The 25,943-nt window shown below is 71.7% G+C and carries 27 protein-coding genes; 12 read left to right on the top strand and 15 right to left on the bottom strand.

The window, feature by feature from the left end; all coding sequences use genetic code 11:
• The first annotated feature begins 240 nt into the window (after nucleotides 1-240).
• The gene (locus tag ABT147_RS24485) at nucleotides 241-1,041 is read left to right on the top strand and encodes a site-2 protease family protein (RefSeq protein ID WP_351409607.1); all 801 of its coding nucleotides are present in this window, start codon (nucleotides 241-243) and stop codon (nucleotides 1,039-1,041) included.
• On the opposite strand, the gene ABT147_RS24480 is transcribed toward ABT147_RS24485, so the two are convergent.
• The 3 genes from ABT147_RS24480 to ABT147_RS24470 form a co-directional block, all read right to left on the bottom strand.
• Nucleotides 1,028-1,213 (bottom strand): hypothetical protein, encoded by a 186-nt coding sequence (locus ABT147_RS24480; RefSeq protein ID WP_351409605.1) that lies wholly within the window; start codon nucleotides 1,211-1,213, stop codon nucleotides 1,028-1,030. The genes ABT147_RS24485 and ABT147_RS24480 overlap by 14 nt on opposite strands.
• A gap of 83 nt (nucleotides 1,214-1,296) precedes the next feature.
• Nucleotides 1,297-2,025 (bottom strand): NADPH-dependent F420 reductase, encoded by a 729-nt coding sequence (gene npdG, locus ABT147_RS24475; protein WP_351409603.1) that lies wholly within the window; start codon nucleotides 2,023-2,025, stop codon nucleotides 1,297-1,299.
• Between the two features lie 37 nt (nucleotides 2,026-2,062).
• A complete protein-coding gene (locus tag ABT147_RS24470; protein WP_351409601.1) occupies nucleotides 2,063-3,145 on the bottom strand; it encodes a sialidase family protein in 1,083 nt (360 codons plus the stop codon).
• Nucleotides 3,146-3,332: 187 nt separating this feature from the next.
• On the opposite strand from ABT147_RS24470, the gene ABT147_RS24465 reads away from it, so the two are divergent.
• Nucleotides 3,333-3,935, top strand: coding sequence for a hypothetical protein (locus ABT147_RS24465; protein ID WP_351409598.1), 603 nt, complete (start codon nucleotides 3,333-3,335; stop codon nucleotides 3,933-3,935).
• A 314-nt stretch (nucleotides 3,936-4,249) separates the two neighbouring features.
• Nucleotides 4,250-5,527: an MFS transporter gene (locus ABT147_RS24460; RefSeq protein WP_502983149.1), complete on the top strand. Its 1,278-nt coding sequence runs from the start codon at nucleotides 4,250-4,252 to the stop codon at nucleotides 5,525-5,527.
• A 433-nt stretch (nucleotides 5,528-5,960) separates the two neighbouring features.
• Here the strand turns inward: ABT147_RS24460 and ABT147_RS24455 are convergent, their stop codons facing one another.
• The 4 genes from ABT147_RS24455 to ABT147_RS24440 form a co-directional block, all read right to left on the bottom strand.
• The gene (locus tag ABT147_RS24455) at nucleotides 5,961-6,776 is read right to left on the bottom strand and encodes a phosphatase PAP2 family protein (RefSeq protein WP_351409594.1); all 816 of its coding nucleotides are present in this window, start codon (nucleotides 6,774-6,776) and stop codon (nucleotides 5,961-5,963) included.
• Between the two features lie 212 nt (nucleotides 6,777-6,988).
• Complete coding sequence (locus tag ABT147_RS24450) at nucleotides 6,989-7,945, bottom strand: hypothetical protein (protein ID WP_351409592.1); 957 nt, start codon at nucleotides 7,943-7,945, stop codon at nucleotides 6,989-6,991.
• On the bottom strand, nucleotides 7,942-8,283 hold the full coding sequence (locus tag ABT147_RS24445) for a PadR family transcriptional regulator (RefSeq protein ID WP_037689838.1): 342 nt from the start codon (nucleotides 8,281-8,283) through the stop codon (nucleotides 7,942-7,944). Before ABT147_RS24445 ends, ABT147_RS24450 begins: the two co-directional genes overlap by 4 nt.
• Nucleotides 8,284-9,177: 894 nt before the next feature.
• Nucleotides 9,178-9,405, bottom strand: a complete 228-nt coding sequence (locus tag ABT147_RS24440) for a hypothetical protein (RefSeq protein ID WP_351409590.1) — start codon at nucleotides 9,403-9,405, stop codon at nucleotides 9,178-9,180.
• 78 nt (nucleotides 9,406-9,483) lie between these two features.
• On the opposite strand from ABT147_RS24440, the gene map reads away from it, so the two are divergent.
• A complete protein-coding gene (map, locus tag ABT147_RS24435) occupies nucleotides 9,484-10,341 on the top strand; it encodes a type I methionyl aminopeptidase (protein WP_351409588.1) in 858 nt (285 codons plus the stop codon).
• A gap of 210 nt (nucleotides 10,342-10,551) precedes the next feature.
• Nucleotides 10,552-11,244, top strand: coding sequence for a biliverdin-producing heme oxygenase (locus tag ABT147_RS24430; RefSeq protein WP_351409697.1), 693 nt, complete (start codon nucleotides 10,552-10,554; stop codon nucleotides 11,242-11,244).
• Nucleotides 11,245-11,344: 100 nt separating this feature from the next.
• Here ABT147_RS24430 and ABT147_RS24425 read toward each other — a convergent pair whose 3' ends face one another.
• Nucleotides 11,345-11,989, bottom strand: a complete 645-nt coding sequence (locus ABT147_RS24425; RefSeq protein WP_351409585.1) for a PhzF family phenazine biosynthesis protein — start codon at nucleotides 11,987-11,989, stop codon at nucleotides 11,345-11,347.
• 97 nt (nucleotides 11,990-12,086) lie between these two features.
• Here ABT147_RS24425 and ABT147_RS24420 point away from each other — a divergent pair, with 97 nt between their 5' ends.
• The 6 genes from ABT147_RS24420 to ABT147_RS24395 all read left to right on the top strand — a co-directional run bounded on the left by ABT147_RS24420 (nucleotide 12,087) and on the right by ABT147_RS24395 (nucleotide 18,624).
• Entirely contained in the window at nucleotides 12,087-13,229 is a 1,143-nt protein-coding gene (locus ABT147_RS24420) for a FecCD family ABC transporter permease (protein ID WP_351409583.1), read from the top strand.
• On the top strand, nucleotides 13,226-14,083 hold the full coding sequence (locus ABT147_RS24415; protein WP_351409582.1) for a heme ABC transporter ATP-binding protein: 858 nt from the start codon (nucleotides 13,226-13,228) through the stop codon (nucleotides 14,081-14,083). The genes ABT147_RS24420 and ABT147_RS24415 overlap by 4 nt, the downstream gene beginning before the upstream one ends.
• 207 nt (nucleotides 14,084-14,290) lie before the next feature.
• Complete coding sequence (gene efeO / locus ABT147_RS24410; protein WP_351409580.1) at nucleotides 14,291-15,442, top strand: iron uptake system protein EfeO; 1,152 nt, start codon at nucleotides 14,291-14,293, stop codon at nucleotides 15,440-15,442.
• Between the two features lie 2 nt (nucleotides 15,443-15,444).
• On the top strand, nucleotides 15,445-16,701 hold the full coding sequence (efeB, locus tag ABT147_RS24405; RefSeq protein ID WP_351409578.1) for an iron uptake transporter deferrochelatase/peroxidase subunit: 1,257 nt from the start codon (nucleotides 15,445-15,447) through the stop codon (nucleotides 16,699-16,701).
• 5 nt (nucleotides 16,702-16,706) lie between these two features.
• Nucleotides 16,707-17,582 (top strand): iron uptake transporter permease EfeU, encoded by an 876-nt coding sequence (efeU, locus tag ABT147_RS24400; protein WP_351409576.1) that lies wholly within the window; start codon nucleotides 16,707-16,709, stop codon nucleotides 17,580-17,582.
• On the top strand, nucleotides 17,539-18,624 hold the full coding sequence (locus tag ABT147_RS24395; RefSeq protein ID WP_502983148.1) for an SCO2278 family lipoprotein: 1,086 nt from the start codon (nucleotides 17,539-17,541) through the stop codon (nucleotides 18,622-18,624). The genes efeU and ABT147_RS24395 overlap by 44 nt, the downstream gene beginning before the upstream one ends.
• A 97-nt stretch (nucleotides 18,625-18,721) precedes the next feature.
• Here ABT147_RS24395 and ABT147_RS24390 read toward each other — a convergent pair whose 3' ends face one another.
• Both ABT147_RS24390 and ABT147_RS24385 read right to left on the bottom strand, forming a co-directional pair.
• A complete protein-coding gene (locus tag ABT147_RS24390) occupies nucleotides 18,722-19,477 on the bottom strand; it encodes a bifunctional DNA primase/polymerase (RefSeq protein WP_351409572.1) in 756 nt (251 codons plus the stop codon).
• A gap of 212 nt (nucleotides 19,478-19,689) precedes the next feature.
• Nucleotides 19,690-20,364 carry a TetR/AcrR family transcriptional regulator gene (locus ABT147_RS24385; RefSeq protein WP_351409570.1) on the bottom strand — a complete coding sequence of 225 codons (675 nt, stop codon included), beginning with the start codon at nucleotides 20,362-20,364 and terminating at the stop codon, nucleotides 19,690-19,692.
• Between the two features lie 96 nt (nucleotides 20,365-20,460).
• Between ABT147_RS24385 and ABT147_RS24380 the strand changes: the two genes are divergently transcribed.
• Nucleotides 20,461-20,694 (top strand): DUF6243 family protein, encoded by a 234-nt coding sequence (locus ABT147_RS24380; protein ID WP_351409568.1) that lies wholly within the window; start codon nucleotides 20,461-20,463, stop codon nucleotides 20,692-20,694.
• Between the two features lie 73 nt (nucleotides 20,695-20,767).
• Here ABT147_RS24380 and ABT147_RS24375 read toward each other — a convergent pair whose 3' ends face one another.
• From ABT147_RS24375 to ABT147_RS24355, 5 genes are all read right to left on the bottom strand, one after another.
• Nucleotides 20,768-21,517, bottom strand: a complete 750-nt coding sequence (locus ABT147_RS24375) for a VOC family protein (protein WP_351409566.1) — start codon at nucleotides 21,515-21,517, stop codon at nucleotides 20,768-20,770.
• The gene (locus tag ABT147_RS24370) at nucleotides 21,514-21,987 is read right to left on the bottom strand and encodes a GNAT family N-acetyltransferase (RefSeq protein WP_351409563.1); all 474 of its coding nucleotides are present in this window, start codon (nucleotides 21,985-21,987) and stop codon (nucleotides 21,514-21,516) included. The genes ABT147_RS24375 and ABT147_RS24370 overlap by 4 nt, the downstream gene beginning before the upstream one ends.
• A 43-nt stretch (nucleotides 21,988-22,030) precedes the next feature.
• Nucleotides 22,031-23,035 (bottom strand): small ribosomal subunit Rsm22 family protein, encoded by a 1,005-nt coding sequence (locus ABT147_RS24365; protein ID WP_351409561.1) that lies wholly within the window; start codon nucleotides 23,033-23,035, stop codon nucleotides 22,031-22,033.
• Between the two features lie 271 nt (nucleotides 23,036-23,306).
• The gene (locus ABT147_RS24360; protein WP_502983147.1) at nucleotides 23,307-24,509 is read right to left on the bottom strand and encodes a serine hydrolase domain-containing protein; all 1,203 of its coding nucleotides are present in this window, start codon (nucleotides 24,507-24,509) and stop codon (nucleotides 23,307-23,309) included.
• Nucleotides 24,437-25,924 (bottom strand): multidrug effflux MFS transporter, encoded by a 1,488-nt coding sequence (locus ABT147_RS24355; RefSeq protein ID WP_351409556.1) that lies wholly within the window; start codon nucleotides 25,922-25,924, stop codon nucleotides 24,437-24,439. The genes ABT147_RS24360 and ABT147_RS24355 overlap by 73 nt, the downstream gene beginning before the upstream one ends.
• Nucleotides 25,925-25,943 lie beyond the last annotated feature (19 nt).

The following is a 25,943-nucleotide window of genomic DNA, read 5'->3' as shown; positions in this document are numbered from 1 at the left end:
TGTCGGGTTTCGGGTTCGGGTTGGGATTCGGGTGTCCGGTACATCGATCCGGCACGTCGAGTCGGACGCTCCGTACGCCGTCGACCGTTCGTCCCCCGCCTTCCTGAGAACCCCACCTTCCTGAGAACCCCACCTTCCTAGGAACCAGGAGAGGATCGCGAGACGTTTTCGGCATACGCCCGGTACCGTCGGGCAGTCCGATCGAGTGATCGACCTTCCGCCGAGCGTCCTAGGAGCCCCATGACCACCGCCACGTCCCGCCGGAGCGACCGGAGGATCAGCCCCGTCTTCGTGGGGATCGTGGCCGTCATGGCGGTCACCGGATGGGCCACCTGGACCGGGTTCGCCGAGCAGCCCGGGCTGGCCGTCTTCCTCTTCGTGACCTCGGCGTGGATCGTCTCGCTGTGTCTGCACGAGTACGCCCACGCCCGCACCGCCCTGCACAGCGGCGACATCTCCATCGGCGCCAAGGGCTATCTCACCCTCAATCCGCTGAAGTACACGCACGCCCTGCTCAGCATCGTGCTGCCCGTCGTCTTCGTGATCATGGGCGGTATCGGTCTGCCCGGTGGCGCGGTGTTCATCGAGCGGAGCAGTATCCGGGGCCGCTGGAAGCACAGTCTGATCTCGGCGGCGGGCCCGCTGACGAACGTCCTGTTCGCGGCCGTCTGCACCGCGCCCTTCTGGCTGGGCGTCACGGACGGTGTGCCGAAGGCCTTCCTCTTCGCCCTCGCGTTCCTCGCGATGCTCCAGGTCACGGCGGCGATCCTGAACTTCCTGCCGGTGCCCGGCCTGGACGGCTACGGCGTCATCGAGCCCTGGCTGTCGTACAAGATCCGCCGCCAGGTGGAGCCGCTGGCGCCCTTCGGTCTGCTGCTCGTCTTCGCGGTGCTGTGGATCCCGGCGGTGAACGGCGTGTTCTGGGACGTGATCGACGCGTTCACGCGCGGCCTGGGGATCGAGGACCAGCTCTCCGACTGCGGCTACTGGCTCTACCGCTTCTGGCGCGAGGACAGCGACATCTGCCTCACCGGGATGTGACCTCCCGGCGCTCCACCTTGGCCTTGCGCACGTAGTACCAGGTCATGTTGGACGACAGACCGGCCATCAGCACCCACACCACACCCAGCCAGCTGCCGCGGCTGAAGGAGACCACGGCCGCGGTGATCGCGAGGAGACAGACGATGAGGGCGTAGACGGCGAGGCGGGGCATGGGGGTCGGCTCCTGGGAGGGCGGTCGGACGGGGTGGTACGGCCTCCAGTGTCCCCCATGCCCGTGCGCGTAGGTGGCTCGCCCTACACGTCCGTCAGGCGGATGCCCGCGTGGGCCTTGTAGCGGCGGTTGACGGAGATCAGGTTGGCGACCAGGGACTCGACCTGGTGGGCGTTGCGCAGCCGGCCGGCGAAGATGCCGCGCATACCGGGGATACGGCCGGCCAGCGCCTGCACGATCTCGACGTCGGCCCGCTCCTCGCCGAGGACCATCACATCCGTGTCGATCTCCTCGATCTCCGGGTCTTCGAGGAGGACGGCGGAGAGGTGGTGGAAGGCGGCGGTGACACGCGAGTCCGGCAGCAGGGCGGCGGCCTGCTCGGCGGCGCTGCCCTCCTCCGGCTTCAGCGCGTAGGCGCCCTTCTTGTCGAAGCCGAGCGGGTTGACGCAGTCGACGACGAGCTTGCCGGCCAGTTCCTCGCGCAGCGATTCGAGGGTCTTGCCGTGCCCGTCCCACGGTACGGCGACGATCACGATGTCGCTGCGGCGGGCGGTCTCGGCGTTGTCGGCGCCCTCGACGCCGTGTCCGAGCTCCTCGGCGACACCCTGCGCACGCTCGGCGGCCCGCGACCCGATGATCACCTTCTGGCCGGCCTTGGCGAGCCGGTACGCGAGGCCCTTGCCCTGCGGCCCGGTGCCGCCGAGCACGCCGACGACGAGCCCCGACACGTCCGGCAGGTCCCAGGGGTCCTTGGCCGGGGCCTTCGTGGGAGTGTTCGCGGCGGGCTGCTGTGCACTGTCAGTAGAGGTCATGGGCCGACTTTACGTCCGGCCCCGGGGCAGCCGGCGGTCAGGTGAGGCCCTCGACCGGGATCCGCCGGAACGTGAGCGTCTCGTACGCGCTGAAGTCGCCCGTCTCGTAGAGCAGTCCGACGGTGTCCGCGTCGACGCGTACGAGGTCGGAGTACGCGGCGGGCAGGCCGTCGACGGTGTGGACGGGGTGCCAGGTGACGCCGTGGTCGGTGCTGGCCCGGAGGGTCATCAGGGCGCGGAAGCCGGGGTCGGCGGGGCCGGAGTAGAGGAGCAGGTCGGGGTCGCGGAGCTGGAGGACGCTGCCCTCGACGACCGGGCCGACGATGCCCGCCTGCGGCCGGAAGGGTTTGGCGAGGGTCTCACCGCCGTCCGCCGAGTACGCGTCGGCGCGGGTGCCGGGGGCCGGGGAGTCGTTGCGGGTGTTGAAGTAGACGCGGCCGTCGGGGAGTTCGGTGGCGGTGGTCTCGTTGGCGTTGATGTAGCCGTCGGTGTTGTCGTCGACGTAGCCGATGCGCCAGGTGGCGCCCGCGTCGTCGCTCAGCAGACAGTGACCGCCGTTGTACTTGCCCTCCGTGCCGTTGTCCGCGCCGGCGGGCGGGAGGGAGTGGTTGGCGGGGACGACGACGCGGCCGGTGGCGAGCTGGAGCGCGTGGCCGGGGGTGGTGGCGTACCAGCGCCACTCGGGCTTCTTGGTCTGTGCGGTGATCTCCCTGGGGCCCGACCAGGTCGCCCCCTCGTCGTCGCTGTGCTGCACCCAGACCCGGCGGCCGTCCGCCGCGCTCACGGTGCCCCGGCGGATGGCGTCCTCGGTGGCGTCGGCGGCGTTGCGGACGTGGACCAGGAGGATCCGGCCGGTGTCGAGGACGACGGGGGCGGGGTTGCCCGCGAGGGAGTCGCCGTTCTTGGCCGCGACCTGGAGGGGGCCCCAGGTCCGGCCGCCGTCCGTCGACCGCTTCACCACGATGTCGATGTTCCCGAAGTCCTCCCGGCCGCCGACCCGTCCCTCGCAGAAGGCGAGCAGGTCGCCGGAGGCGGTGACGACGACCGCCGGGATCCGGAAACTGGCGTAGCCCTCGCGGCCGGCGCGGAAGGGGGTGCTGGTCTCGGGTGTGAGGGTCACTGGGGCTCCTGGGGTGGGGGGTGTTGTGGCGGGGTGGGTGGGTTGTTGCGGGGTGCGGTCGTCGTGGGATGCGGCTCCTCGTGGGGGGTGCGGTTCGGTTCCGTCGGTGCGGCGTGCGTGCCCGGCTCGGGCTAATTCCGGGTGAACACCGGGTCACGAGTGACCGGTTGCGGCAGGATGCGGGCGCATGGATGCCGTACGGGTCGCGTTGTTGCGTGAGGTGCTCGCCGGGACCGAGTGGCTGGGGGCCACGCGGCGGTTCGCGGGGGCCCTGCGGGGGTCCGTGGTGTCGTACGGCGGTGGGCTGCTGCTCGTGGGTACGGCCGAGTACGAGCCCTGGCATCTCGCGGCACACCTCGTCGACGAGGCGGCCTGGTCCGGTACGCCGGAGCTCTCCCCCACACTCGTACGGCACCGCGCGCGCCCCTCGGATCCGGCGCACCTCTCGGTGGGGCTCGGCCGGGTGTCGGCGGCCCGGCGGGGCGAGACCCTGCTCGTCGTGGCGCCCTCCGCGCCGGGCGCCGCCCTGCTGGAGCGGGTGCACGACGCGCGGCGGGCCGGGGCGACGGTGCTCGCGCTGGACACCGGGGACCGGGAGCTGGACGCGCTGGCCCACGAGGCGTTGGCGGCGCCCGCCGAACCCGAGGTCGACCTCGACACGGTGCAGCACCTGGTGAGCGCGGCCGTCGGGGAGAGCGCGCTGCCCGCCCCGCGAGGGCGCCGCGGCCTCCGTGACCGTCTGTCCCGGCTGGCCGACCTTGTGACGTCGCCGCCTCCCACGCGGTGGTGAGCCTTCTCCGCCCACCCGCCCGCCCGACTCGCTCCGGTGGGCCGCCTCCGGCAGGGCGGGCCGTAACTACCGGGGTGAGGTGAGGTGGTGCGGGGCGGGGGAAAAGTGGTTGCTGTGGGGGTGTGGGCGGTTGAGCATGGGCCGTCGTGACTGCTTCCGATGATGCCGGTGTGGACTCCGCGGCTGCTTCCCCTTCGTCTCATTCGCCTTCGGCCACTTCGTCTGTGCCTTCGCCTGCGCCTGCGCCTGCGCCTTCTTCGGCTTCGCCTTCCTCGGCTTCGGCTTCTTCGGCTTCGGCCTCGCGGCTCGGTGCGCTGTTGCCCGATCTCGCGCCCTGGCGGGTGTCCGTGGACTTTCGGCGGTTGTGGGTGGCGGGGCTGATCACGAACTTCGGGAGCTTTCTGACGTTCGTGGCGCTGCCGGTGCAGATGAAGGAGCTGACCGGGTCGGTGGTGGCGGTCGGGGCGATCGGCGCCGTCGAACTCGTACCGTTGATCGTGTTCGGGCTGTACGGCGGGGCCCTCGCCGATGCCCTGGACAAGCGGGCGCTGATCCTGTGGAGCGAGGTCGGGCAGGGGGTGCTGTGCGCCGGGCTGCTGGTGAACGCGTTGCTGCCGGAGCCGTTGGTGTGGCCCTTGTACCTGGTGGCCGCGCTGTCGTCCGCGCTCGTCGCGGTCCAGCGGCCGGCCCTGGACTCGATCGTTCCCCGGATCGTCCCGCACGAGCATCTGCCGGCCGCCGCCTCGCTCAACTCGTTGCGGTGGACGGTGGGCGGGGTCGCCGCGCCGGCCTTGGCGGGGGTCGTCGTGGCCTACGCGGGGCTCGGCTGGGCGTACGCGGCGGACCTCGCGACGTTCGTGGCGTCCGTCGTACTGGCCGTGGGGCTCGCCCCCTCACCCGCGTCGCACGAGGCCGCGAAGCCGTCGTTGCGGTCCATCGCGGAGGGGGCGCGGTATGCGTGGAGCCGTAAGGAGCTGCTCGGTACGTACGCCGTCGATCTCGCCGCGATGTTTCTGGCGATGCCGTTGGCCCTGCTGCCGTTTCTCGCGGACGAGTTGGACGCCGAGTGGGCGCTCGGGCTGATGTACGCGGCGTTGCCGGCGGGGTCGTTGCTGGTGACGTTGACGAGTGGGTGGGCGTCGCGGGTGCATCGGCATGGGCGGATGGTGGTGCTGGCGGCGGCGTTGTGGGGGCTGTCGGTGATGGCGGCCGGGTTGGTGCGGGATGTGTGGCTGGTGCTGGCGTTTCTGGTGCTGGGGGGTGCGTTCGACATGGTGAGCGGGATTTTTCGGGCCGCGATGTGGAATCAGACCATTCCGGATGAGTTGCGGGGGCGGCTGGCGGGGATCGAGTTGCTGTCGTATTCCGTGGGGCCTCAGTTGGGGCAGGTGCGGGCGGGGGGCATGGCGGCGTGGACGTCTGTGCGGGCGTCCGTGTGGGGTGGTGGGGTGCTGTGTGTCGGGGCGGTGGGGGTGCTGGCGCTGTGTCTGCCGGGGTTGATGTCTTATGACGTGCGGACGAATGAGCATGCGGTGCGGTTGCGGGAGCGGCGGGGGGTTGTCCCACCCGGCCCGCCGGGCACTCCGGGCTGACAGGTGCGGGTCTCCCGTGGGGGCGGGCCCGTGACGGGTCTCCCGGGGGGCGGGCCCGTGACGGGTCTCCCGGGGGGCGGGCCCGTGACGGCCTCTGCGGACCGTGGCTCCGCCGGTCCTTCTTCCCGGACGGCAGAACCATCTGGGCCCGCCGCCAGGTCACCACCGACCCGGTGCCCCTGCGGATGATCCGCAGCAGTCGCCGGCCCTCGTCATCGTCGATCTCCCGGGCCTGCACTCGTCCAGCCACTGATCATTCTGGCCGTCCGGTTGCCGCGCCGGGCGACACCGGCCTGTTGACCGGACTACGGGAGGACACGCCGGGCGGGAGCGCGTCCCCGCTCGGGCGTCGACGACTTCGACGACTGGGCGGTGGCGTCGGACCGCCGCTTTGCCAGGACGCGCCGGTTCCCGTCCGGAGCCGGCCGGGTGGTCAGCCCAGCGCGGGGCGTGTGCGGCGTGCGGCGCGTGCGGGCCGCCCGACTGCGGCGTACCAGACCAGGGACGCGCATATGAAGCCCGCCGCCGCGGAGACCAGTGACCTTGTGAGGGTGTCGTTCCGTGCGCCGGAGACGAGGGCGACGGCCAAGGCCAGCGTCAGGGTGATGACGGGCAGCGCACGGGGGCTCCACGTGGCGCCCGGCGCGGCGGCCGGCGGCAGCAGCCAGGTCGCGAGGCCGTAACAGGCACAGGCCAACAGTGCGGCTCCCAGCACTTCGCTGGGCCGGTGGCCGCCCATGGTCGCGCTGGCGGCGGCGATGCAGGCGAGCCACAGCACACCGACCGTGGCGACGTAGGGGCGGACGCGGGGAGAAACCACGAGGACGGCGGCGAGGGTCAGCGCGGCGGGGATGGCCGTGTGCCCGCTGGGGAAACCCTGATCGAGGAGATTCTCCGGCGCGCCCACCAGATCGGGGCGGGGCAGGATGGTCGATTTGAGCACCTCCTTGCCTCCGGCCGTGAGAATGACGACCCCGAGCGCCGCGCACCCCTGCCGCCAGCACCGCCGCACCAGGGTGAGGACCACGATGACGGCCAGGCCCACCATCACGGTGGGCTTGGCACTCAATTCCATCGGCGGCAGGGGCGTCGAGCCGTAGGCCGCTCCTGACAGGGGGTAGATCCATGCTTCTTCGCCGCCCTGTTCACCGAGATAGAACCAGACGTTCTCAGCTCGTTGCCCCCACGGGGTGCAGATGGCGAGCAGGTAGACCGTCAGGAACCCCAGGGTGTACAGCAGAGCCGGCATCCACGGCCGTGTCGTACGCGACGGGCTGGGGTCTTCGGGAGCCGCGGGTGCCTCGGGGGCCTGCCTTGAGGCCCCCGGACGGTACGCGGGCAGGGACGGAGAATCGTGCTGAGTCATGGCTCTGTTTCTTCCGTTGGGGAGTCGGTCACGCACGCATGTCTTGCGGCACGACGTGGGCCGCCGGGCTCGGCCGGCCCACCGGGGGTCCGCTCCTATTCGGCGAGTGCCTGCCCCTGTCGGCGCTGGGCGGCGATCGCCAGGGCGGGGAGGGGTGCGACAAGCAGGATGAGGACGACCAGGTCCGGAAAGGACTGCATGAACGCGTCCGGACGGACGACGATCGCCTGCGTGCGGACGATCGCGACCGCCGCGACGGGGATCAGCCACCGGTGGTCGCCGGTGGCCGCCGTCGCCGCCCACGCGGCGAGCAGCGCGGCGACTTCGAGGACGAACAGGCCGCGCTGGAAAGCCGGACTGACGTAGATGATGTGCAGGCTCCCAGCCATGAACATGGCGAGCACGACGGGGGCCAGCCAGCGGTACGAGCGGCGTCGCAGACGGCTGGGACGGCAGAGCGCCAGCACGGCACACGCGGCGCACAGTGCCCCCGACAGCACCAGGTCACGGGCCGTTATCGGAGCGCCGAGACCGTAGTAGCTCAGGCCCGCCTTGCCCTCGTCGCCGAAGACGGTGCGGCCGTGGGACGTGGCGCCGGCCCAGATCATGGCTGCCGCGGCCGGCAGCGCGATCCACGGTCTGCCACGCAGCAGAGCGATCAGGCAGCCCAGCGGGAGCAGGCCGTAGGGCAGCAGCCGTATCCGCGTGGGACCTTCGGCCCACGGGTACCAGCCGGAGAAGCGGAAGGCGATGGCGTGCTGTCCGGGGTCGATGCGCAGTGCCCAGTGCCACACGTCCTGCAAGTACGGAACCAGCGCCAGCGCGGCGAGGGCCAGGGCGGCCAGATGGATGCCGTCCAGCCACCACGGCCGGGCCGTGTCGTCGACGACGGCACGGGCGCGGGCCCGCACCCCGGCGCGCACCAGGGCGGCGACTTCCCGCGGCGGGGGCCAGGAGCGGCCGGGATACGCCTCGGACAGGCAGGCCAGCACCTCCTCTCCCTGCCGGGAACGGTAGGGCTCGGGATAGACCGCGAGCAGCAGACGATTCATGCCGGGGCCGCTCCGGCATCCCGCGAGCGTCCGATGACGACGGCCGCCGCCTGCTGCATCCGCAGCGCCTCGCGGCCGAGCGCCTCGGTGCCGTCCTCGGTGAGCCGGTAGTAGCGCCGCGCCCGCCCGTCCACGATCTCCTCATGGCCGGCGGCCACCAGCCCGGCCCGCTCCATCCGCTCCAGCGCGCCGTAGAGAGTGCCGACAGCGATCCGGAGTCGCCCGTCGGTGGCCTGCTCGGCAGCCTTGATGATGCCGTAACCGTGCAACGGACCATCCATGAGTGCAGCAAGGATGAAGTACTGCGGTTCCGTCAAGGGCGGATTCTGTCTGGTCATGCGTCGAGCATATATCGAGCTACGAAATATATCTGCCAGCACTGGGTAATCACCGGCAGCACCTTCACGCCCGCGCGGCGGGCGTCACCCTCTCCCGGCCGGCCGGCGGGCGCGACGGTGGTCTCCTCGACGCACCCGCGACGCGGCGTTGGCGGATGCTCACCGCGAACTGGTCCGGGCCGAGCGGAATGTCATGGCACTCGCCGTGAGGGCCGGTCCCCGATGGCGGCTGCGGAGCGTGGCTCGGCCGGTCCCTTTTCCCGCCCGCACCGCCCGTGACTCCCGGGTGACAAGTGCGGCACTCCTGTGGGGGCCGGTCCCCGATGGCGGCTGCGGACCGTGGCTCCGCCGGATCCTTTCCCGCCCGCACCGCCCGTGGCTGCCTAGCGACAAGTGCGGCACTCCCGTGGGCGCCAATCTCCGCTGGCGGCTGCGGACCGTGGCTCCGCCGGATCCTTTCCCGCCCGCACCGCCCGTGGCTGCCTAGCGACAAGTGCGGCACTCCCGCGTGCGCCAATCTCCGCTGGCGGCTGCGGACCGTGGCTCCGCCGGATCCTTTCCCACCCGCACCGCCCGTGGCTGTCAAGTGACAGGTGCGGGTTTCCCGTGGGGGCCGTCATCGTCGGCGGCTGCGGGGCGTGGCTCCGCCGGGTCGGGCCCCTCCGCGGTCCCCTCCCCTCTCCTCCCTCCCGAGCCCCCTCTCCCGGGCTCCCCACGCTCCCGCCCCCGGGCCCCCTCCCCACGCCCCCGCTCCGGGGCCGTCTCCCTCCCGGCACCCTCCCTCCAGACCCCCTCCCCCTGCACCCGCAGTCGCCGACGGCGGCGCACCCCCGTTCGAGACCTGTGCTTGTCACCCGGGACTCATGGGTGGGCGGGTGGGCGGGAGGGAGTGGGTCAGTTGGTGTGGGGGTCTGGGGGGGTGTCGTGCCAGCGGGGGTCCGATTCCCATTCCGCGTTGCGTTCCTGGGCCGTCTCCATCGCCCGGGTGGCGTCCTGGCGGGAGGCGTAGGGGCCCATGCGGTCCTTGCCGGGGCAGTCAGGGCCCTCTTCTACCTTCTTGTGCTCCAGGCAGTAGAACCATTCGCCGGGTTTGCCGACCGTGCGTCGTTTGAACAGGGGCATGGCCTGAGTTCCTTTCACCCGTCATCACCGATCCGCCACCGACATGGTCCCCCACCACCGCTGGTTAAACTCGCTCGCATGTCTGGCCAGTCGCTGCTCGCACCGGGGAAGCTCTCCCCCACCCGCCCCGTCCCGGGAAACATCCGCCGACCCGAGTACGTGGGCAAGCCCGCCCCGACTCCGTACACCGGGCCGGAGGTGCAGACGCCCGAGACCGTGGAGGCCATGCGGCTCGCCGGGCGGATCGCGGCGCGGGCCATGGCCGAGGCGGCGAAGCACATCGCCCCCGGGGTGACCACGGACGAGCTGGACCGAGTCGCGCACGAGTACATGTGCGACCACGGCGCGTACCCCTCGACGCTCGGCTACCGCGGCTTCCCCAAGTCGCTGTGCACCTCGGTCAACGAGGTCATCTGTCACGGCATCCCCGACTCGACCGTGCTGAACGACGGCGACATCGTCAACCTGGACGTGACGGCGTACATCGGCGGCGTGCACGGCGACAACAACGCCACCTACCTGGTGGGCGACGTGGACGAGGAGTCGCGTCTGCTCGTCGAGCGGACCCGGGAGTCGCTCGCGCGGGCCATCAAGGCTGTCAGGCCGGGGCGGCAGATCAACATCATCGGGCGGGTCATCGAGTCGTACGCGAAGCGGTTCGGGTACGGGGTCGTGCGTGACTTCACGGGGCACGGGATCAACTCGTCGTTCCACTCCGGGCTGATCGTCCCGCACTACGACTCCCCGCACGCCACCACCGTGATCCAGACCGGGATGACCTTCACGATCGAGCCGATGCTGACGCTCGGGTCGTACGACTACGACATGTGGGACGACGGCTGGACGGTCGTGACGAAGGACCGCAAGCGGACCGCCCAGTTCGAGCACACACTGGTGGTGACGGAGACCGGCGCGGAGATCCTCACCCTGCCGTAGATCCGCCCTCGCTCGTCACAGCCCGCCGCCGGCCTCTGCCGGACGGCGGGTTTTTCTTGTGCGGATTCCAGGTGGGGCCGGTGGGGATCCGGGGTACGGTTTTACCGACAGGGAGTCGGGAACCTGTTGACTTAGGTAAGCCTAACCATAGAAACTGGCCGCAGGTTCTCGTCCAACCCTCATATCGGCCCGGAGGCCTTCATGAACGCGATGCACGCGTCGACGGCAGCTGACAGCGGCTCCGCCGCGGGGTCCGCCACGGCGTTCTCCACGCTCATCCGCACCGCTTCGCACGAGCAGCACACCGAGGCGGAGTCCACGACGTTCATGGGCGACATGCTGGGCGGCAAACTCGGAGTCGAGGCGTACACGCGGTACACCGAGCAGCTGTGGTTCGTGTACGAGGCGCTGGAGAGCGCGGCGCCGGGGCTGGCCGGTGACCCGGTCGCCGGGCCGTTCATCCAGCCCGAGCTGATGCGGCTGCCGGCGCTGGAGCGGGACCTGGAGCATCTGCGCGGCCCCGGCTGGCGGGCGACGCTCACGGCGCTGCCGGCGACCGAGGAGTACGCGGCGCGGGTCGCCGAGTGCGCGCGCTCCTGGGCCGGCGGGTATGTGGCCCACCACTACACGCGGTATCTCGGGGACCTCTCCGGCGGGCAGATCATCCGGGACCGGGCCGAGAAGACGTGGGGCTTCGCCAAGAAGGGTGACGGGGTCCGGTTCTATGTGTTCGAGGAGATCACCAACCCGGCCGCGTTCAAGCGGGGGTATCGGGAGCTGCTGGACCGGGTGCGGGCCGATGATCTGGAGAAGCAGCGGATCGTGAGTGAGTGCAAGCGGGCGTTCGCGCTCAACACCGCGGTCTTTCTTGCGCTGGGTGAAGAGTTTCCCTTGAGTGCGTGAAGGCTCCGCCGGGGGGTCGGTTGTTCGCTGCGGGTGGGTGGGGGCTGGTCGCGCAGTTCCCCGCGCCCCTTAAAGGCAACCCCCTGCCCCCAAAGGCGCCCTAGCGCTCCAGGAACACCCTGCCCCCGACCTCCACCCAGCCGTGCGGCTGCGGGGCCGTGAGGAGCTGGGAGCCCGTGCCCTGGGTGATGTTCAGGGCGCGGCCCAGCTGGGCGGTCAGTTGGAGGGCCGCCGCGCCGGTGGCCTCGTCCTCGTCGATGCCGTCGTCGCGGCCGGGGAAGCCTCGGGCGCGGATACGGCCGGCGGCCTCGTCCTCCCAGGCCCAGGCGTAGATCCACTCGCCCGGCGCCGGGACGCTCAGGTCGTCGACCTCGGCGGCGGAGGCGTACTGGCGGAAGGTGCGGGGCGGGGCCCACTCCGGCAGGGCCTCGATCCAGCTGAACTCCCCGTCCAGCCGGGCCCCGACGACACCGGCCGGGGTGACCAGTTCGGGTACGTCGAGCAGCCAGGCGGCGCCCACACACGGGTATCCGGCGAAGGGCAGGCGCAGCGAGGGGGTGTAGATGTCGATGACACCGCGCTCGGGGTCGTCCACGAACACGGTCTCGCTGAAGCCGAGTTTGGCGGCGAACTCCTGGCGCTCGGCGCGGTCGGGCATGACGGAGCCCTCGCGGACGACGCCCAGTTCGTTGCCGTATCCGCCACGGGGTCCGCAGAACACCCGCAGCACATCGAAGTCGGTCACCCCCGCATTGAAACATCAACCGGGCCCGGGTCGTACCAGGTCACCGCAGTGCGGGACAGCGATCGGGCCAGACCGATCCCACCCAGGAGAGGACCAAGTGACCGTACTGGACAAGCCGGTCGAGCCGGTCGAGCCGGAGAGGTCCGACGGGCCCGCGGGGGCGGGCGAGGCGGCGCGGGCCGGTGGGGCACGGCCCCCCACCCCCGGCCGCCGTCGCGCCCCCCTCCTCCTCACCGTCGGTCTCCTCGCCGCCCTCCTCGTCCTGGTCCCCGTCGCCGGCGGGCTCGGGGCCTATCCGATTCCCACCGGTGATGTGATCTCCTCGGTCGTCCACCGGATCGGGCTCGGCGGGGCGGAGCTGGAGCGCGTGCCGGAGTCGGTGCTGTGGAACGTGCGGTTCCCCCGGATCGTGCTGGCGTTGCTGATCGGGGCCTCGCTCGGGTGCGCGGGGGCACTGATGCAGGGGATCTTCGGGAACCCGCTGGCGGAGCCGAGTGTCATCGGGGTCTCGCTGGGCGCGGCGGTGGGCGCGGTCGCGACGATCGCGTTCGGGATCACGTTCCTCGGGAACTGGACGGTGTCCGTCTTCGCGTTCGTCGCCGGTCTCATCACCGTGTTCGTCGTGTACGCGATGTCCCGGTCGGGCGGGCGTACGGAGGTCGTGACGCTGATCCTCACCGGGATCGCCGTGAACGCGTTCGCGGGGGCCACGATCGGGCTGTTCATCTTCCTGGCGGAGGACACCGCGGCCGTCAACCAGATCACCTTCTGGCAGCTGGGCTCGCTCGCGCAGTCGACGTGGCCGAAGGTGCTGGCCGTGCTGCCGTGCGCGGTGATCGGGCTGGTCGTGGCGCCCTTCTACGCGCGGAAGCTGGACCTGCTCGCCCTCGGTGAGCGGCCGGCGCGGCATCTCGGGGTGGATGTGGAGCGGCTGCGGATCGTGCTGATCCTGGTCGTCGCGCTGCTGACCGCCGCCGCCGTGAGTGTGTCGGGGGTCATCGGGTTCGTCGGGCTGGTCATCCCGCATCTGCTGCGGATGGCGGCCGGGCCGGGGCACCGGTTCCTGATCCCGGGCAGCGCGCTCGCCGGGGCGGTCGTACTACTGGCGGCGGACCTCGCGGCCCGCACGATCGTCCAGCCGGCCGAGCTGCCGCTCGGTGTCCTCACCGCCCTGATCGGCAGCCCGTTCTTCTTCTGGCTGCTCCGCAGGACCCGTCGTAGGCAAGGGGGTTGGGCATGAGGTTCAGGATGAGCGCGGGGTCCCTCAGGGGGCGTCTGGGTTCGGGCGCTCCCACTCCCCCGGCCCCGGCCGCCCCCGGTGACGTGCTCGCCGAGGCCGAGGACGTGACCGTACGGCTGGGCGCGCGGGAGGTGTTGCACGGTGTCTCCGTCGCCGCGCGGGCCGGTGAGGTGCTGGCCCTGGTCGGGCCCAACGGGGCGGGGAAGTCGACCCTGTTGGCCGCGCTGGCGGCCGATCTGGCGGTGGACGGCGGGGTCGTACGGGTGCACGGGCGGCCGGTGGGTGACTGGTCGGCGCCCGAACTGGCGTTGCGGCGGGCGGTGTTGCCGCAGTCGGCGGCGCTGTCGTTCCCGTTCACGGTGGAGGAGGTCGTACGGATGGGGCGGGCGCCCTGGGCGCGGCAGCCGGACCTCTACGACGAGGACGACGCGGCGGTGGCGGAGGCGATGGCCGTCACCGAGGTCACCGGGTTCGCGGCCCGGCCCTTCTCCGCGCTGAGCGGCGGTGAGCGGGCCCGGGTGGCGCTGGCGCGGGTGCTGGCCCAGCGGGCGCCGCTGCTGATGCTGGACGAGCCGACGGCCGCGTTGGACCTCAGGCACCAGGAGTTGGTGCTGCGGGTGTGCCGGGAGCGGGCGCGGGCCGGGGACGCGTTGGTGGTCGTGCTGCACGATCTGGGGCTGGCGGCGGCGTACGCGGACCGGGTGGCCGTGCTGCGGGACGGGCGGATCGCGGCGGACGGGCCGCCGGCCGGGGTCTTCGGGGAGGAGCTGCTGTCGGAGGTGTACCGGCAGCCGGTCGAGGTGTTCCCGCATCCCCGGACCGGGGATGTCCTGATCACGCCGAAACGGGGGTAACGGGATTCTTGACCGCGGAATGGGGCTCTTGACCCCCTCTTGACCGGACTATGAGGGCTGTTTTGAGTCACCGTGATCGGGCCGTGCTCGTACGGTCCCGGGGAGAGGGCTTCACTGGGAACACGGCGATTGGTGAGGTAAGCCTCAGATAACTGAGGGCGGCCTCACCTTCTCTGTGTGTCCCCTGTGTACTTCCTTGGAGCCGAAATGCGCCCCCTCAGACTCTCCGTCGTCACCGCCGCCACGACCGTGGCCGCCCTGACCGCTCTCACCGGCTGCACCGAGAAGAGCAGTGCCGGCGCGGACGGGGCGATCGCGGTGACCGCGACCGACACCGAGTGCGAGGTGTCGAAGAAGGAGTTCCCGGCGGGGCACGTCGAGCTGGACATCGAGAACAAGGGCTCCAAGGTCACCGAGGTGTACCTCCTCTTCCCGGACGACCGGGTGGTCACCGAGCGCGAGAACATCGGGCCCGGCACCAGGCAGAAGGTCACCGCCGAGGTGAAGGCGGGCGACTACCGGATCGCCTGCAAGCCGGGGATGAAGGGCGACGGCATCCGGCAGGACGTCACCGCCACCGGCACCGGCAAGATCGCCAAACGTGATCCGAGGCTCGACAAGGCCGTGGCCTCGTACCGCAAGTACGCGCAGGAGCAGGCCGACGCGACCATCCCGCTGGTGAAGGTGTTCGCCGAGGCGGTCAAGGACGGGGACGTCGAGGCCGCGAAGAAGGCGTACGCGCCCTCCCGGATCGGCTGGGAGCGCACCGAGCCGGTCGCGGAGTCCTTCGGTGACATCGACCCGAAGGTGGATGTGCGCGAGGACGGTCTGGAGGAGGGCCAGGACCCGGAGAAGGACTGGACGGGCTGGCACCGCCTTGAGCGCTCGCTGTGGCAGGACGGCAAGCTCACCGACCGCGACTCCGAGCTGGCCGACCAGCTGGTCACCGACCTGGAGGACTGGCAGAAGCGGGTCGGCAAGGCCGAGATCACCCCGACCTCCATGGCCAACGGCGCCAAGGAACTCCTCGACGAGGTCGCCACCGGCAAGGTCACCGGCGAGGAGGAGCGCTACTCGCACACCGACCTCGTCGACTTCAAGGCCAACGTCGAGGGCGCCGAGGAGTCGTACGCGCTGCTGAAGTCCGTCGCCGCCGAGAACGACCCGGCGCTGACGAAGGAACTCGACCAGCAGTTCGCGGCGTTGAACACGCTGCTCGACAAGTACCGCGCGGACAAGACGGGTTATGACTTCGTCTCCTACGACAAGGTCGGCAAGGCGGAGCGCAAGGAGCTGTCGGACGCGGTGAACGCGCTGGCCGAGCCCTTGTCGCAGCTCGCGGCCGCTGTGGTGAAGTGACGATGACGGACGACAACTCCCTTGCTCCGTCGAGGCGTTCGCTCATCGGCTGGGGCGGTGCCGGGCTCGCGCTCGGTGCCGCCGCGGCCGGGGGCGCGGTCGCCGTGGCGCGCACCGGCGACGACTCGGCGCCGACCGCCGGTGCGGCCGTCGCCTTCCACGGCACCCACCAGGCCGGGATCGCCACGCCCGTGCAGGACCGGCTGCACTTCGCCGCGTTCGACGTGGAGACGGAGGACCGCGCCGAGTTCGTGGCGATGCTGAAGGACTGGACGGCCGCCGCGCGCCGGATGACCGCCGGGAAGGCGGTCGGCGACGGGGCGTACGGCGGGCTGGCGGAGGCCCCGCCGGACGACACCGGGGAGGCGCTGGGCCTGAAGCCGTCCCGGCTGACGCTGACGATCGGCTTCGGGCCCTCGCTGTTCGAGCGGTTCGGGCTGGCGGAGCGGCGGCCCGAGGCGCTGGTCGACCTGCCGCAGTTCGCCGGTGACAACCTGGACAGGGCCCGCAGCGGTGGCGATCTGTGCGTGCAGGCCTGCGCGGACGATCCGCAGGTCGCGGTGCACGCCATCCGCAACCTCGCCCGGATCGGCTTCGGCAAGGTGTCGGTGCGCTGGTCGCAACTCGGGTTCGGCAAGACCTCGTCGACCACGCCCGAGGCGCAGACCCCGCGCAATCTCATGGGGTTCAAGGACGGCACCCGCAACATCGCGGGCACGGAGACGGCCCGGCTGAAGAAGTTCGTGTGGGTGGGCGAGAAGGACGTCGACGCGAACTCGGCCTGGATGAACGGCGGTTCGTATCTCGTCGCCCGCCGTATCCGCATGCACATCGAGCCCTGGGACCGGACCTCGCTGCAGGAGCAGGAGGACATCTTCGGCCGTGACAAGGGCGAGGGCGCGCCGGTCGGCAAGGCGAAGGAGCGGGACGAGCCGTTCCTGAAGGCGATGCTGCCGGACGCGCACGTACGGCTCGCGCACCCCGACTCCAACGACGGGGCGACGCTCCTGCGGCGCGGCTACTCCTTCACCGACGGCACGGACGGGCTCGGCCGCCTGGACGCGGGGCTGTTCTTCCTCGCGTACCAGCGTGACGTGCGGACGGGGTTCATCCCGGTCCAGCGCAATCTGGCCACGGACGCCCTCAACGAGTACATCCAGCACGTGGGTTCGGCGGTCTTCGCGGTCCCGCCCGGCGTCCGGGACGCGGACGACTGGTGGGGCCGGGCGCTGTTCTCCCCCACGACGACAGAAGGCTGACGCCCGTGTTCGCGAACTATCTCATCGGGCTGCGGGAGGGCCTGGAGGCCAGTCTCGTCGTCTGCATCCTCATCGCCTATCTGGTGAAGACGGACCGCCGGGACGCCCTGAAGCCCGTCTGGATCGGTATCGGGGTCGCCGTCGGGCTGGCGCTCGCCTTCGGCTGCGTCCTCGAATTCGGCTCCCAGGAGCTGACGTTCAAGGCGCAGGAGGCGCTCGGCGGCTCCCTGTCGATCATCGCGGTGGGCCTGGTGACCTGGATGGTCTTCTGGATGCGGCGCACCGCCCGCCACCTCAAGGCCGACCTGCACGGCAAGCTGGACGCGGCCCTCCGGATGGGCACGGGCGCCCTGGTGGCGACCGCGTTCCTGGCGGTCGGCCGGGAGGGACTGGAGACCTCGCTGTTCGTGTGGACGTCCGTACGGGCGTCCGGCGAGGGCACCGAGGGCCCGCTCGTCGGCGTCCTGCTGGGCCTGGCGACGGCGGTGGTCCTCGGCTGGCTGTTCTACCGGGGCGCGCTGCGCATCAACCTCGCCAAGTTCTTCACCTGGACCGGCGGCATGCTCGTCGTCGTCGCGGCCGGTGTCCTCGCGTACGGCTTCCACGACCTCCAGGAGGCCGACTTCCTGCCCGGCCTGACGGACAAGGCGTTCGACATCACCGGGGCCATCCCGCCGGACAGCTGGTACGGCACCCTGCTGAAGGGCGTCTTCAACTTCCAGCCCGACCCGACCGTCCTCCAAGTCACGGTCTGGCTCCTGTATCTGATCCCGACGCTCGCGCTGTTCCTCGCCCCGGTAGGGTTCGCCTCCGGGAAGGGGAAGGTGAAGATTCCTGATGAGCAGGGTTCTCGGGGTTCTGAGCCCACGAAGGCTTCGTGAGGTTCGTCCGGTTCTTTCGGTTCGTACGGCTCTTTCGGCTCGTGCGCACGGGAGACCTCTCGGGCTTCGCGCGTACGGCCGTGGTGTGCTGGCGACCACGGCGGTGACCGCGCTGGCGTTGACGGCGAGCGGGTGCGTGGTGGTCCGCGGCGACCTGGAGATCGTCCCCTCGGCGACCCAGGGCGAGGCGGCGCGGGCGCTGGAGGACTTCACCACCGCGTACAACAAGGCGGACAAGGCGTACGACCAGTCCCAGGACGCCTCCCGGGTCACCGGCGCGCTCGCCGACATCGACGGCGGCAAGCTTCGCTCGGGCGCGAAGCTCAACCCGAGCGGCAACCCGAACCATGTGGCGCTGAAGCTGACCGACGTCGAGTACACGATCCCGGAGAAGGCGGCCTGGCCGCGCTGGTTCGTGGCCGACGCCGCCGCCAACAAGGGCAACGCGAAGGACCGCTGGCTGTTCGTGTTCACCCGGGACGGGCTGACCGATCTGTGGGAGGTGTCGTTCCTCACGGTCGTGCCCGGCGACGACATGCCCGAGTTCCAGAAGGACGAGAACGGCCACGCTCAGGTGGTTCAGCCGAACGACGCCCAACTCTCCGTCGAACCGGCGCAGTTGCCCGACCGGTACGTCACGTATCTGAAGGAGGACAGCGCCCTCTTCGCGGACGGCCCGTACACCTCCGAGGAGCGCTCCCGGCGCCAGCAGAACGCGCGGAAGCCGGGACTGGCGCGGCAGTACCTCGACGAGGCCCTCACCAACGGCGACTACGCGCCGGTCGGTCTGCGCACCACGGACGGCGGGGCGCTGGTTTTCTTCACCACCCGCACCTACCAGAAGCAGACCGCCGCGCAGGGCGTGAACATCCCCGTCAACGACCCGGCCGTCAGGGCGCTGATGACGGGCGAGCCCAAGCAGTCCCTGACCCTGGAGTTCGTGAACAACCAGGCGGTCCTGGATCCGGCGAAGACCAGGTCGGACCAGCAGGTGAGGGTCCTGAGCCAGGTGGGTGGGCTCACGGGGGCCAAGGGCGAATGACGTGGGGCGCGCGGGACACGCGGGACACGCGGGGCGGATGACCCAGGACGCGCGGGGCAGGTGACCGCCAGGCCGCCTGCGCCGGCGACCCCGAGTGTCAGCCCCTGGAGGGCCAGGCCGTGCCGGCGTGGTCCGGCTGCTCGCCCACGTGGCGGGAGCAGGCGTCGGTGAGGATCTCCAGCAGGGTCAGCGGGTCCGGCAGCGGGTGCTCGGGGCCGCGTACCCAGTGGACGCCGAGGTCACCGGGGAGCCGGGCCGGAGGTACGAGGACGTAGGACCCCCGGCAGTGCCAGCGCAGCCCCGGGTGCTCGTCCATGGTCTCCGGGTGGCAGTCCAGCTCGCAGGGCCACCACTCGTCCTCGTCCTCGGGGGTGCCCCGGGTGAGGGTGAAGAAGAGGAGGCGTCCCTCGCCGGACTCGGACTCGAACTCCGCGACCGGCCCCACCTCGATCCCGGAGGCGAGCAGCCGCTCCAGGGCCTCGCTCCCGGCGGCGAACGGTACGTCCAGTACGTCGTGGACCATGCCGGTCGCGGTGATGAAGTTGGCCTCGGGCTGATGCCGGGCCCAGCGCTCGATCTGGGCGCGGTCGGTGGTGGACTGCGTCTGCCAGGCGAACGACACCGGGTGCCGGGCGGGGGTGGGACAGCCGACGCGGTCGCAGGAACACCGGAAGCCCGAGGGGTACGCGGCGGGCGCGAGCGGGAGTCCGGCAGCGGCGGCGGCGAGCAGCAGCTCCTCACGGCCGCCGGCGTCGGCGGCCTCGTCGAGCGGGCGGCCGGTACGACGGGCGCGCAGCCACTCGGAGAACCTGCCCTGCCGACCGCTGCTCCGGCCACCGAACGTCGCGCTCATCTATCGCCTCGCCTCGCCTCGCTGTGGTGCGGACAGCATGCTTCATGGTCCCACCATCCTGCGCCCCGGGTGGCCGGAGCCCACATCCGGGGTAGGTGGGGCGATGCCGGGGTGCGGACAGGGATGGTGGGCTATCGCGTGCTTTGACGGGATTTACGGTCCGGCCGTGGGCCCCGCCGGATCGGCATTTGGTCGACGCCTGGTCGGATTGGTCACATTCGGGCGGGGAGTTGACCGGGGTCGCGGGACGCGTCGCGGGGCGCGAGGCCGTAGAGGGCGTACTCGACGAGGGCGTCCGTGTACTCGTACGAGATGGGTCCCGTGTACTGGAGCCAGCGCTGGGCGAGCGGGGAGACGAAGAGTTCCAGGGCGATCCGGGGGTCGATGTCGGGGCGTACGGCGCCCTGGTCCTGGGCGGCGCGCAGGCGCTTCACATACAGCTGGAGCTGGGGTTCCAGCAGTTTGCCGACGAACTCTGTGCCGAGCTCCCGGTTGACCACTCCCTCGGCGGCCAGGGCGCGTGAGGGGACCTCGAACTTGGGGTCGAGGAGTTCGTCGACGGTGGCGCGCAGGACCGCCTTGAGGTCGGCTTCGAGGTCCCCGGTGTCCGGGATCTCGTACTCGGCGTACTCCCCGATGACGTCCGGCCGGGCCGCGGCCTCGGCCGCCTGGGCGCTCAGGTCGAGGAACGCCTCCAGCAGCACCTCCGCCTTGGAGGACCACCAACGGTAGATCGTCTGCTTTCCGACGCCCGCGCGGGCCGCGATGCCCTCGATGGTCGTCTTCTGGTACCCGACCTCGCCGACGAGGGCGAGGGCGGCGTCGTAGATGGCGCGGCGCGACTTCTCGCTGCGCCGGGCGGAATCAGGGGCGGTCTTCTTGGCCATGGTCCGAATTTATCAGGTTGACAAGACGGTGCGTCTCGCCTGATGGTGGTCAGCGTAAACGAGACGAACCGTCTCGCCCTAGTGAGGGAGTGTGTCATGACCCGAGGTGGAGCAGGGAACATGCTGGGCGTGGGCGGTTCCCGCCGGAACCTGAGCCGTAAGGCCCTGCGCGGCGGCCCCGCGAACGGCCGTGTCGGCGGAGGCCTCGACCCCCAGGCCCAGAAGCGGGAGCTGCTGCGCAAGCTCCAGGAGAATCGCCGGCAAGGGAAGACGGGGACGGGGATGGAGACGGACATGGATGCGGAGGGCACGGTCGGCGAGGCATCGTGAACCGCGGTGGGTCCGCCCCGGCCTGGGCCGCCTTCACGGGGCTAGGGGCTCCGGGTGGGGCGGACCCGTCGTCTCACTGAGCCCCGTGCTGGATCAACCGGACGGTGAGACCTTCCGGGCTGGTCAGCCGTAGTACGGAACGGTCGGGGTCGTTCGGCCACACGGCCCGAGCCCGGCCGTGGTCGCCGGCGCGGGCGCGGGCGGCTTCGTGGACGCGGGCGGCGACGGTGGCCAAGTCGTCCACGCCGACGACGAGTTCCCACTGCGGGGCGGCGCCCGGGGTGGTGACGGCGGTGGTGAAGTCGGCGCGGGCGAAAGCCGTGCCGCCGGTGATCTCGCGGTAGAACTCCCGTGCCCGGTCCGGCTGTTCACAGGCGAGGACCATGCGGTGCGGGGTGCCGGAGGAGCCCGGCGGGAATTCCCACCCGCCGAACCGGTGCGGCTGCCAGAGGGAGACGGCGGCGCCCGCCGGATCGACCAGCGTGGCCATGCGCCCCTGGTCGCCCGCGTCGAAGGGCGGGACGACGAGCCGGGCCCCGTGCGCCACCGCCGTGGCGGTGCGGCGGTCGAGGTCGTCGACCGCCAGGTAGAAGGCGATGTGGGCGGGGGTCCCCGGCGGGTAGACGGGGTGCGCCAGGTCGCTCACCCCGCCGATCCGGTGGCCGCCGTCCGCGGTGATCTTCACGGCCCGGCGCCAGTCCTCCTCGTCCACCGCGAAGCGCCAGCCCAGGGTGTCGGCGAAGAAGGCCGCGGTGCCGGGCAGATCGCGGGTCTTGAGGTCCATCCAGCAGAATTCGTTCGAGGAACCTGGGCGGGCCGTCATCCGGCCAGCTCCAGCACCCCCACGGTCTGGCCCCCGCTGGTCTCCCCCGTCGTACGGAAGCCGAGGCCGAGGTAGAAGGCCTCCGGGCCGTCGGGGCCGGGGTGCCAGGTGACGAAGAGCCGGTCGCCGCCGCGACGGCGGATCTCGGCGGCCACGGACTCGACGGCGAACCGGCCGAAGCCGCGCCCCTGTTCACCGGCGGCGATGTTGAGGCGCCAGAGTCCCGAGCGGATGTCGGTGCCCGAGCCGTCGTCCTTCCAGTCGATGTCGAGGAAGGCCATCAGGAAGCCGACGGGCCGGTCGCCGTCCAGGATGAGCCGGGGCCAGGCGACGCCGGGGCGGACGTAGGCCTCGGCGAGGGAGTGCGCGACCGGTTCCACCAGGTGTTCCTGGTCGGGGCGGATGCGTACGTCGAGCGCGGCTTCGAGGTTGGCGGGGGTTATCTCGGCGAGCTGTGGGGTGGTGGCCATGATCGATGAGATAGCAGGAAGGGGTGTGGGGGCCGCAACCGATTTACCCGGCCGGCGGCCAGGCGTCGCCCCACTCCGCGTCGCGGGCCGCGCGGTAGAGGAGGCCGTGGCGCTTGGTGACGGTGGTCCGGCCGAGGGCGGGCTCGGTCTCGCAGAGGTCCAGGAGGACCTGGCCCTTACGGATCTGGGGCCTGCGGACGATGCGGGAGGGGGCCGGGGCCGGGGGGAAGCGGGTGGCGGCGACGTAGCTGAACTTCTCGTCCTCGTACGGCAGGGAGCCGCCCTTGACCTGGCGGTGCAGGGAGGAACGGCTGACGCGGGCGGAGAAGTGGCACCAGTCCTCGCCGGGGACGATGGGGCAGGCGGCGCTGTGCGGGCAGGGGGCGGCGATGTGGAAGCCGGCGGCGACGAGGCGGTCGCGGGCCTCGATGACGCGGGCGTAGCCGTCGGGGGTGCCGGGTTCGATGATCACGACGGCCTGGGCGGCGGTCGCGGCGGCCTCCACGACGGCCGTGCGGTCGGCGGCGGTCAGCTCACCGAGGACGTAGGAGACGGTGACGAGATCAGTGCTCTCGATGGTGAGCGCCGATCCGATACGAGAGCGCCGCCACTCGGTGGCCTTCAGCTCCGGGTTGGCCGCGGCGATCTCCCGGCCGAGCGCCAGCGCCGGTTCCGCCCAGTCGAGGACCGTCACCGGGCGCGCGCCCTCCCAGGTCGCGTTCACCGCCCAGGTCGCCGCGCCCGTGCCCCCGCCGACGTCCACATGGCCGCCGGGCGCCCACCCGGGCACCGCCGCCGCGAACGCCTCCAGCGCCGAGCACACCGCCTCGAACGTCGCCGGCATCCGATACGCCGCGTACGCCACCACGTCCGACCGGTCCCGCAGCACCGGCGCGTCCGTCGGCGTCCGCCCCCGGTAGTTCGCGATCAGCCGCTCCACCGCCTGCGTGGCCGACTTGGGCGGCAGCCCGTCGAGCAGCCCGGCGAGCGCGCTACGGAGGGTGTCGGCGGAGGAGGCGGGAGTGGCGGGGGTGGCGGGGGCATTCACGTGGCGATTCTACGAGGCCGCGACGCACTGGCTCGGCGCCCGCCGACCGTGCCCCGGGCCGCACCGGGCTCCGACCGGGAAGGCCGCCCCGACCACCCACGCCGCCCTCCCGCAAAGCCGCCACACCCACGGCCCGGCAGGCGATCGGCCCACCGGCGGGCCGCGCCGCCACACCCCCTGTGGCTGCCGTGCCCGACCGCGGCTGCCGGTCCCCGCACCGCCGTATCTCCCGGCGTCTCGCATCCCCCGCGCCGCTGTGTCCCTCGACGCCTCACATCCCCCGTACCGCCCGCGCCACCCGGGTCCCCGCTGCTGCCCGGGCCGTGTTGACCGGGGCGTGGCGGTGGGGGTGGACCGCGTTCGTGAGGAGGATGAGGAAGGTGTCCGTGGCCTGGTCGAGGACCAGGGAGGTGCCGGTGAAGCCGGTGTGGCCGGCCGCGCCCCGGCCCGCCAGTTCGCCCATGAACCAGGGCTGGTCGAGGGCGAAGCCGAGGCCGGGCGGGGTGAGCATCAGCTCGACGAAGTCGGCGCCGAGGATGCGGGCGGGGCCGTAGGAGCCGCCGGCGAGCAGGGTGCGGCAGAAGACCGCCAGGTCCCGGGCGGTCGAGAAGAGGCCCGCGTGTCCGGCCACACCCCCGAGGGCCCAGGCGTTCTCGTCGTGGACATGGCCGCGGACCATGCCCCGGTCCGCCTTCGCCCAGGGTCGGCGCTGGTCCTCCGTCGCCGCGGCGGCCGGGCAGGGGCCGAAGGTCGTCGACACCATGCCCAGGGGATGGGTGATGCCGTCCCGGATCAGGACGTCGAGGGGCCGGCCGGTCAGGCGTTCCAGGACGTGCTGGAGGAGTAAGAGGTTCAGGTCGGAGTAGAGGTGGGCCGTGCCGGGGGGCGTCATCGGGGCCGCCGAGCGGAGCATCTCCAGCCGGGCGGCCGGGGACGGGCAGTCGTACAGCGGGAGTTCGGGGCGCAGCCCGGAGGTGTGGGTGAGCAGGTGGCGGACGGTGAGGCCGTGTTCGGCTGCGCCGGTGAAGTCGGGGAGGTACGCCGCCACCTTCGCGTCGATGCCGAGGGTGCCGCGTTCCAGTTGCTGGACGGCGGCAACGGCGGTGAACAGTTTGGTGAGGGAGGCCAGGTCGAAGGGGGTGCGGGGGGTCGCCGGTACGCGTGAGTCCGGCGGGAGTTCCCGTCCCCTGTCACCGTGTTCGTCGTAGGCCTCGTAGCGGACCGCCCAGCCCGCCGCCTCCTCGACGGCGATGAACGGGCCGCGGCCGGCGAGGACGACGGCGGCGGGGGCCCGGGGGCGCTCCCCCTCCGTCAGGGCGCGCACGTCCCGTACGAGATGGCGCAGTTCCTCGGGGTCGAGTCCGGCCCGTTCCGGGGTGTCCGTGCGCAGTCTCGGCGCGCTCAGCTGCCTGCTCCCTCCACAGTCGTGTCCACGGTCCTGCCCACCGCCGTACGGCTGTTCCAAGGACGGCACAGTGCCATGAAGCAGGCCGCGGCCACCAGTGTCGCGGTCAGCTGGACGACGGCCATGGGCACGGCGGTGTCCTCGCCCGCGACGCCGACCAGGGGGGACGCTATCGCGCCGATCAGGAAGGACGACGTACCCAGCAGCGCCGACGCGGAACCCGCCGCGTGGCGTACCCGCATCAGGGCGAGCGCCTGGGTGTTGGGGAGGGTGACACCCATCGCGGACATCAGGACGAAGAGGGCCACCGACACCGGGGCAAGGCCGACCTCGCCGAAGACGCCGAGCGACATCAGCAGCAGCGCGGTCGCGGAGACGGCGACGATCGAGAGGCCCACCGCGAAGACCTTGTCCAGGCTGACGCGGCCGACCAGGATCTTGCCGTTGATCTGGCCGACGACGACGAGGCCGACGGAGTTCACGCCGAAGAGCAGGCTGAACGTCTGCGGGGAGGCGCCGTAGATCTCCTGGATCACGAACGGGGAGGCGCTGATGTAGGCGAAGAGGGCGGCGAAGGCGAAGCCACCGGCGAGCGTGTAGCCCATGAAGACACGGTCGGTGAGCAGGCCGCGCATCGCGCCGAGGGTCTCGCCGATGCCGCCGCTGTGGCGTTCGGCGGGGGTGAGCGTCTCGGGGAGTTTCGCCCAGACGACCGCGAGGAGCGCGATACCGATGGCCGTGAGGACGACGAAGACGCCCCGCCAGTCCGTGACCCGGAGGACCTGGCCGCCGATCAGCGGCGCGACGACCGGGGCCACCCCGGAGATCAGCATCAGGGTGGAGAAGAAGCGGGCCATCGCGTCGCCGTCGTAGAGGTCGCGGACCACGGCCCGGGCGATCACGATCCCGGCGGAGCCGGCGAGGCCCTGCACCAGACGGAAGGCGATGAGGGTCTCGATGGTGGGCGCGAGGGCGCAGAGCGCGGTGGCGACGATGTAGACGGCGAGACCGAGGAGCAGCGGGCGGCGGCGGCCGAAGCGGTCGCTCATCGGGCCGATCAGGAGCTGGCCGAGCGCCATGCCGGCGAGACAGGCCGTGAGGGTGAGCTGGACCGTGGCGGCGGGGGCGTGGAGGGAGTCGGTGACCTCCGGCATTGCCGGGAGGTACATGTCCATCGCGAGGGGCGGGGTGGCGGTGAGCCCGCCGAGGATGAGGGTGACGAGGAGGCCGGTGCGGCGGAGGGCGGTGGGGCGGGGGTCCTTGGGGCGGAGGCCCTCGGGGCGGGTCTCGATGGCGCGGGTGTCCGTGGCGCGGGCGTCGGTGGGGCGCGTGTCGGTGGGGTTCGTCTTCGACGACCGTGGCTTCGGCGGTTTCGGCGGCTGTGGCGCCGCCACCGCGTCCGCCACCGTGTCCGCCGCCGCGTACCGCGCGGCCGTCGTGTTCGGCTCGGCCGGTGCCGAGCCCGGTATGTGCCCCTCGGGCATGTGCCCCTCCCTGTCCGTT

The organism is Streptomyces sp. NPDC001868, assembly GCF_040297125.1.
GTDB lineage: Bacteria > Actinomycetota > Actinomycetes > Streptomycetales > Streptomycetaceae > Streptomyces.
Note: the sequence above shows the minus strand (reverse complement) of the source record. Positions and strands in the feature narration are given on the sequence as shown.

Excerpts from the sequence above, each read along its gene's own strand:
- ABT147_RS24485 (WP_351409607.1), top strand. The coding sequence starts at position 241 with ATGACCACCGCCACGTCCCGCCGGAGCGACCGGAGGATCAGCCCCGTC.
- ABT147_RS24480 (WP_351409605.1), bottom strand. The coding sequence starts at position 1,213 with ATGCCCCGCCTCGCCGTCTACGCCCTCATCGTCTGTCTCCTCGCGATC.
- npdG (WP_351409603.1), bottom strand. The coding sequence starts at position 2,025 with ATGACCTCTACTGACAGTGCACAGCAGCCCGCCGCGAACACTCCCACG.
- ABT147_RS24465 (WP_351409598.1), top strand. The coding sequence starts at position 3,333 with ATGGATGCCGTACGGGTCGCGTTGTTGCGTGAGGTGCTCGCCGGGACC.
- ABT147_RS24455 (WP_351409594.1), bottom strand. The coding sequence starts at position 6,776 with ATGCCGGCTCTGCTGTACACCCTGGGGTTCCTGACGGTCTACCTGCTC.
- ABT147_RS24450 (WP_351409592.1), bottom strand. The coding sequence starts at position 7,945 with ATGAATCGTCTGCTGCTCGCGGTCTATCCCGAGCCCTACCGTTCCCGG.
- ABT147_RS24445 (WP_037689838.1), bottom strand. The coding sequence starts at position 8,283 with ATGACCAGACAGAATCCGCCCTTGACGGAACCGCAGTACTTCATCCTT.
- ABT147_RS24440 (WP_351409590.1), bottom strand. The coding sequence starts at position 9,405 with ATGCCCCTGTTCAAACGACGCACGGTCGGCAAACCCGGCGAATGGTTC.
- map (WP_351409588.1), top strand. The coding sequence starts at position 9,484 with ATGTCTGGCCAGTCGCTGCTCGCACCGGGGAAGCTCTCCCCCACCCGC.
- ABT147_RS24430 (WP_351409697.1), top strand. The coding sequence starts at position 10,552 with ATGCACGCGTCGACGGCAGCTGACAGCGGCTCCGCCGCGGGGTCCGCC.
- ABT147_RS24415 (WP_351409582.1), top strand. The coding sequence starts at position 13,226 with ATGAGGTTCAGGATGAGCGCGGGGTCCCTCAGGGGGCGTCTGGGTTCG.
- efeO (WP_351409580.1), top strand. The coding sequence starts at position 14,291 with ATGCGCCCCCTCAGACTCTCCGTCGTCACCGCCGCCACGACCGTGGCC.
- efeB (WP_351409578.1), top strand. The coding sequence starts at position 15,445 with ATGACGGACGACAACTCCCTTGCTCCGTCGAGGCGTTCGCTCATCGGC.
- ABT147_RS24395 (WP_502983148.1), top strand. The coding sequence starts at position 17,539 with ATGAGCAGGGTTCTCGGGGTTCTGAGCCCACGAAGGCTTCGTGAGGTT.
- ABT147_RS24390 (WP_351409572.1), bottom strand. The coding sequence starts at position 19,477 with ATGAGCGCGACGTTCGGTGGCCGGAGCAGCGGTCGGCAGGGCAGGTTC.
- ABT147_RS24385 (WP_351409570.1), bottom strand. The coding sequence starts at position 20,364 with ATGGCCAAGAAGACCGCCCCTGATTCCGCCCGGCGCAGCGAGAAGTCG.
- ABT147_RS24380 (WP_351409568.1), top strand. The coding sequence starts at position 20,461 with ATGACCCGAGGTGGAGCAGGGAACATGCTGGGCGTGGGCGGTTCCCGC.
- ABT147_RS24375 (WP_351409566.1), bottom strand. The coding sequence starts at position 21,517 with ATGACGGCCCGCCCAGGTTCCTCGAACGAATTCTGCTGGATGGACCTC.
- ABT147_RS24370 (WP_351409563.1), bottom strand. The coding sequence starts at position 21,987 with ATGGCCACCACCCCACAGCTCGCCGAGATAACCCCCGCCAACCTCGAA.
- ABT147_RS24355 (WP_351409556.1), bottom strand. The coding sequence starts at position 25,924 with ATGCCCGAGGGGCACATACCGGGCTCGGCACCGGCCGAGCCGAACACG.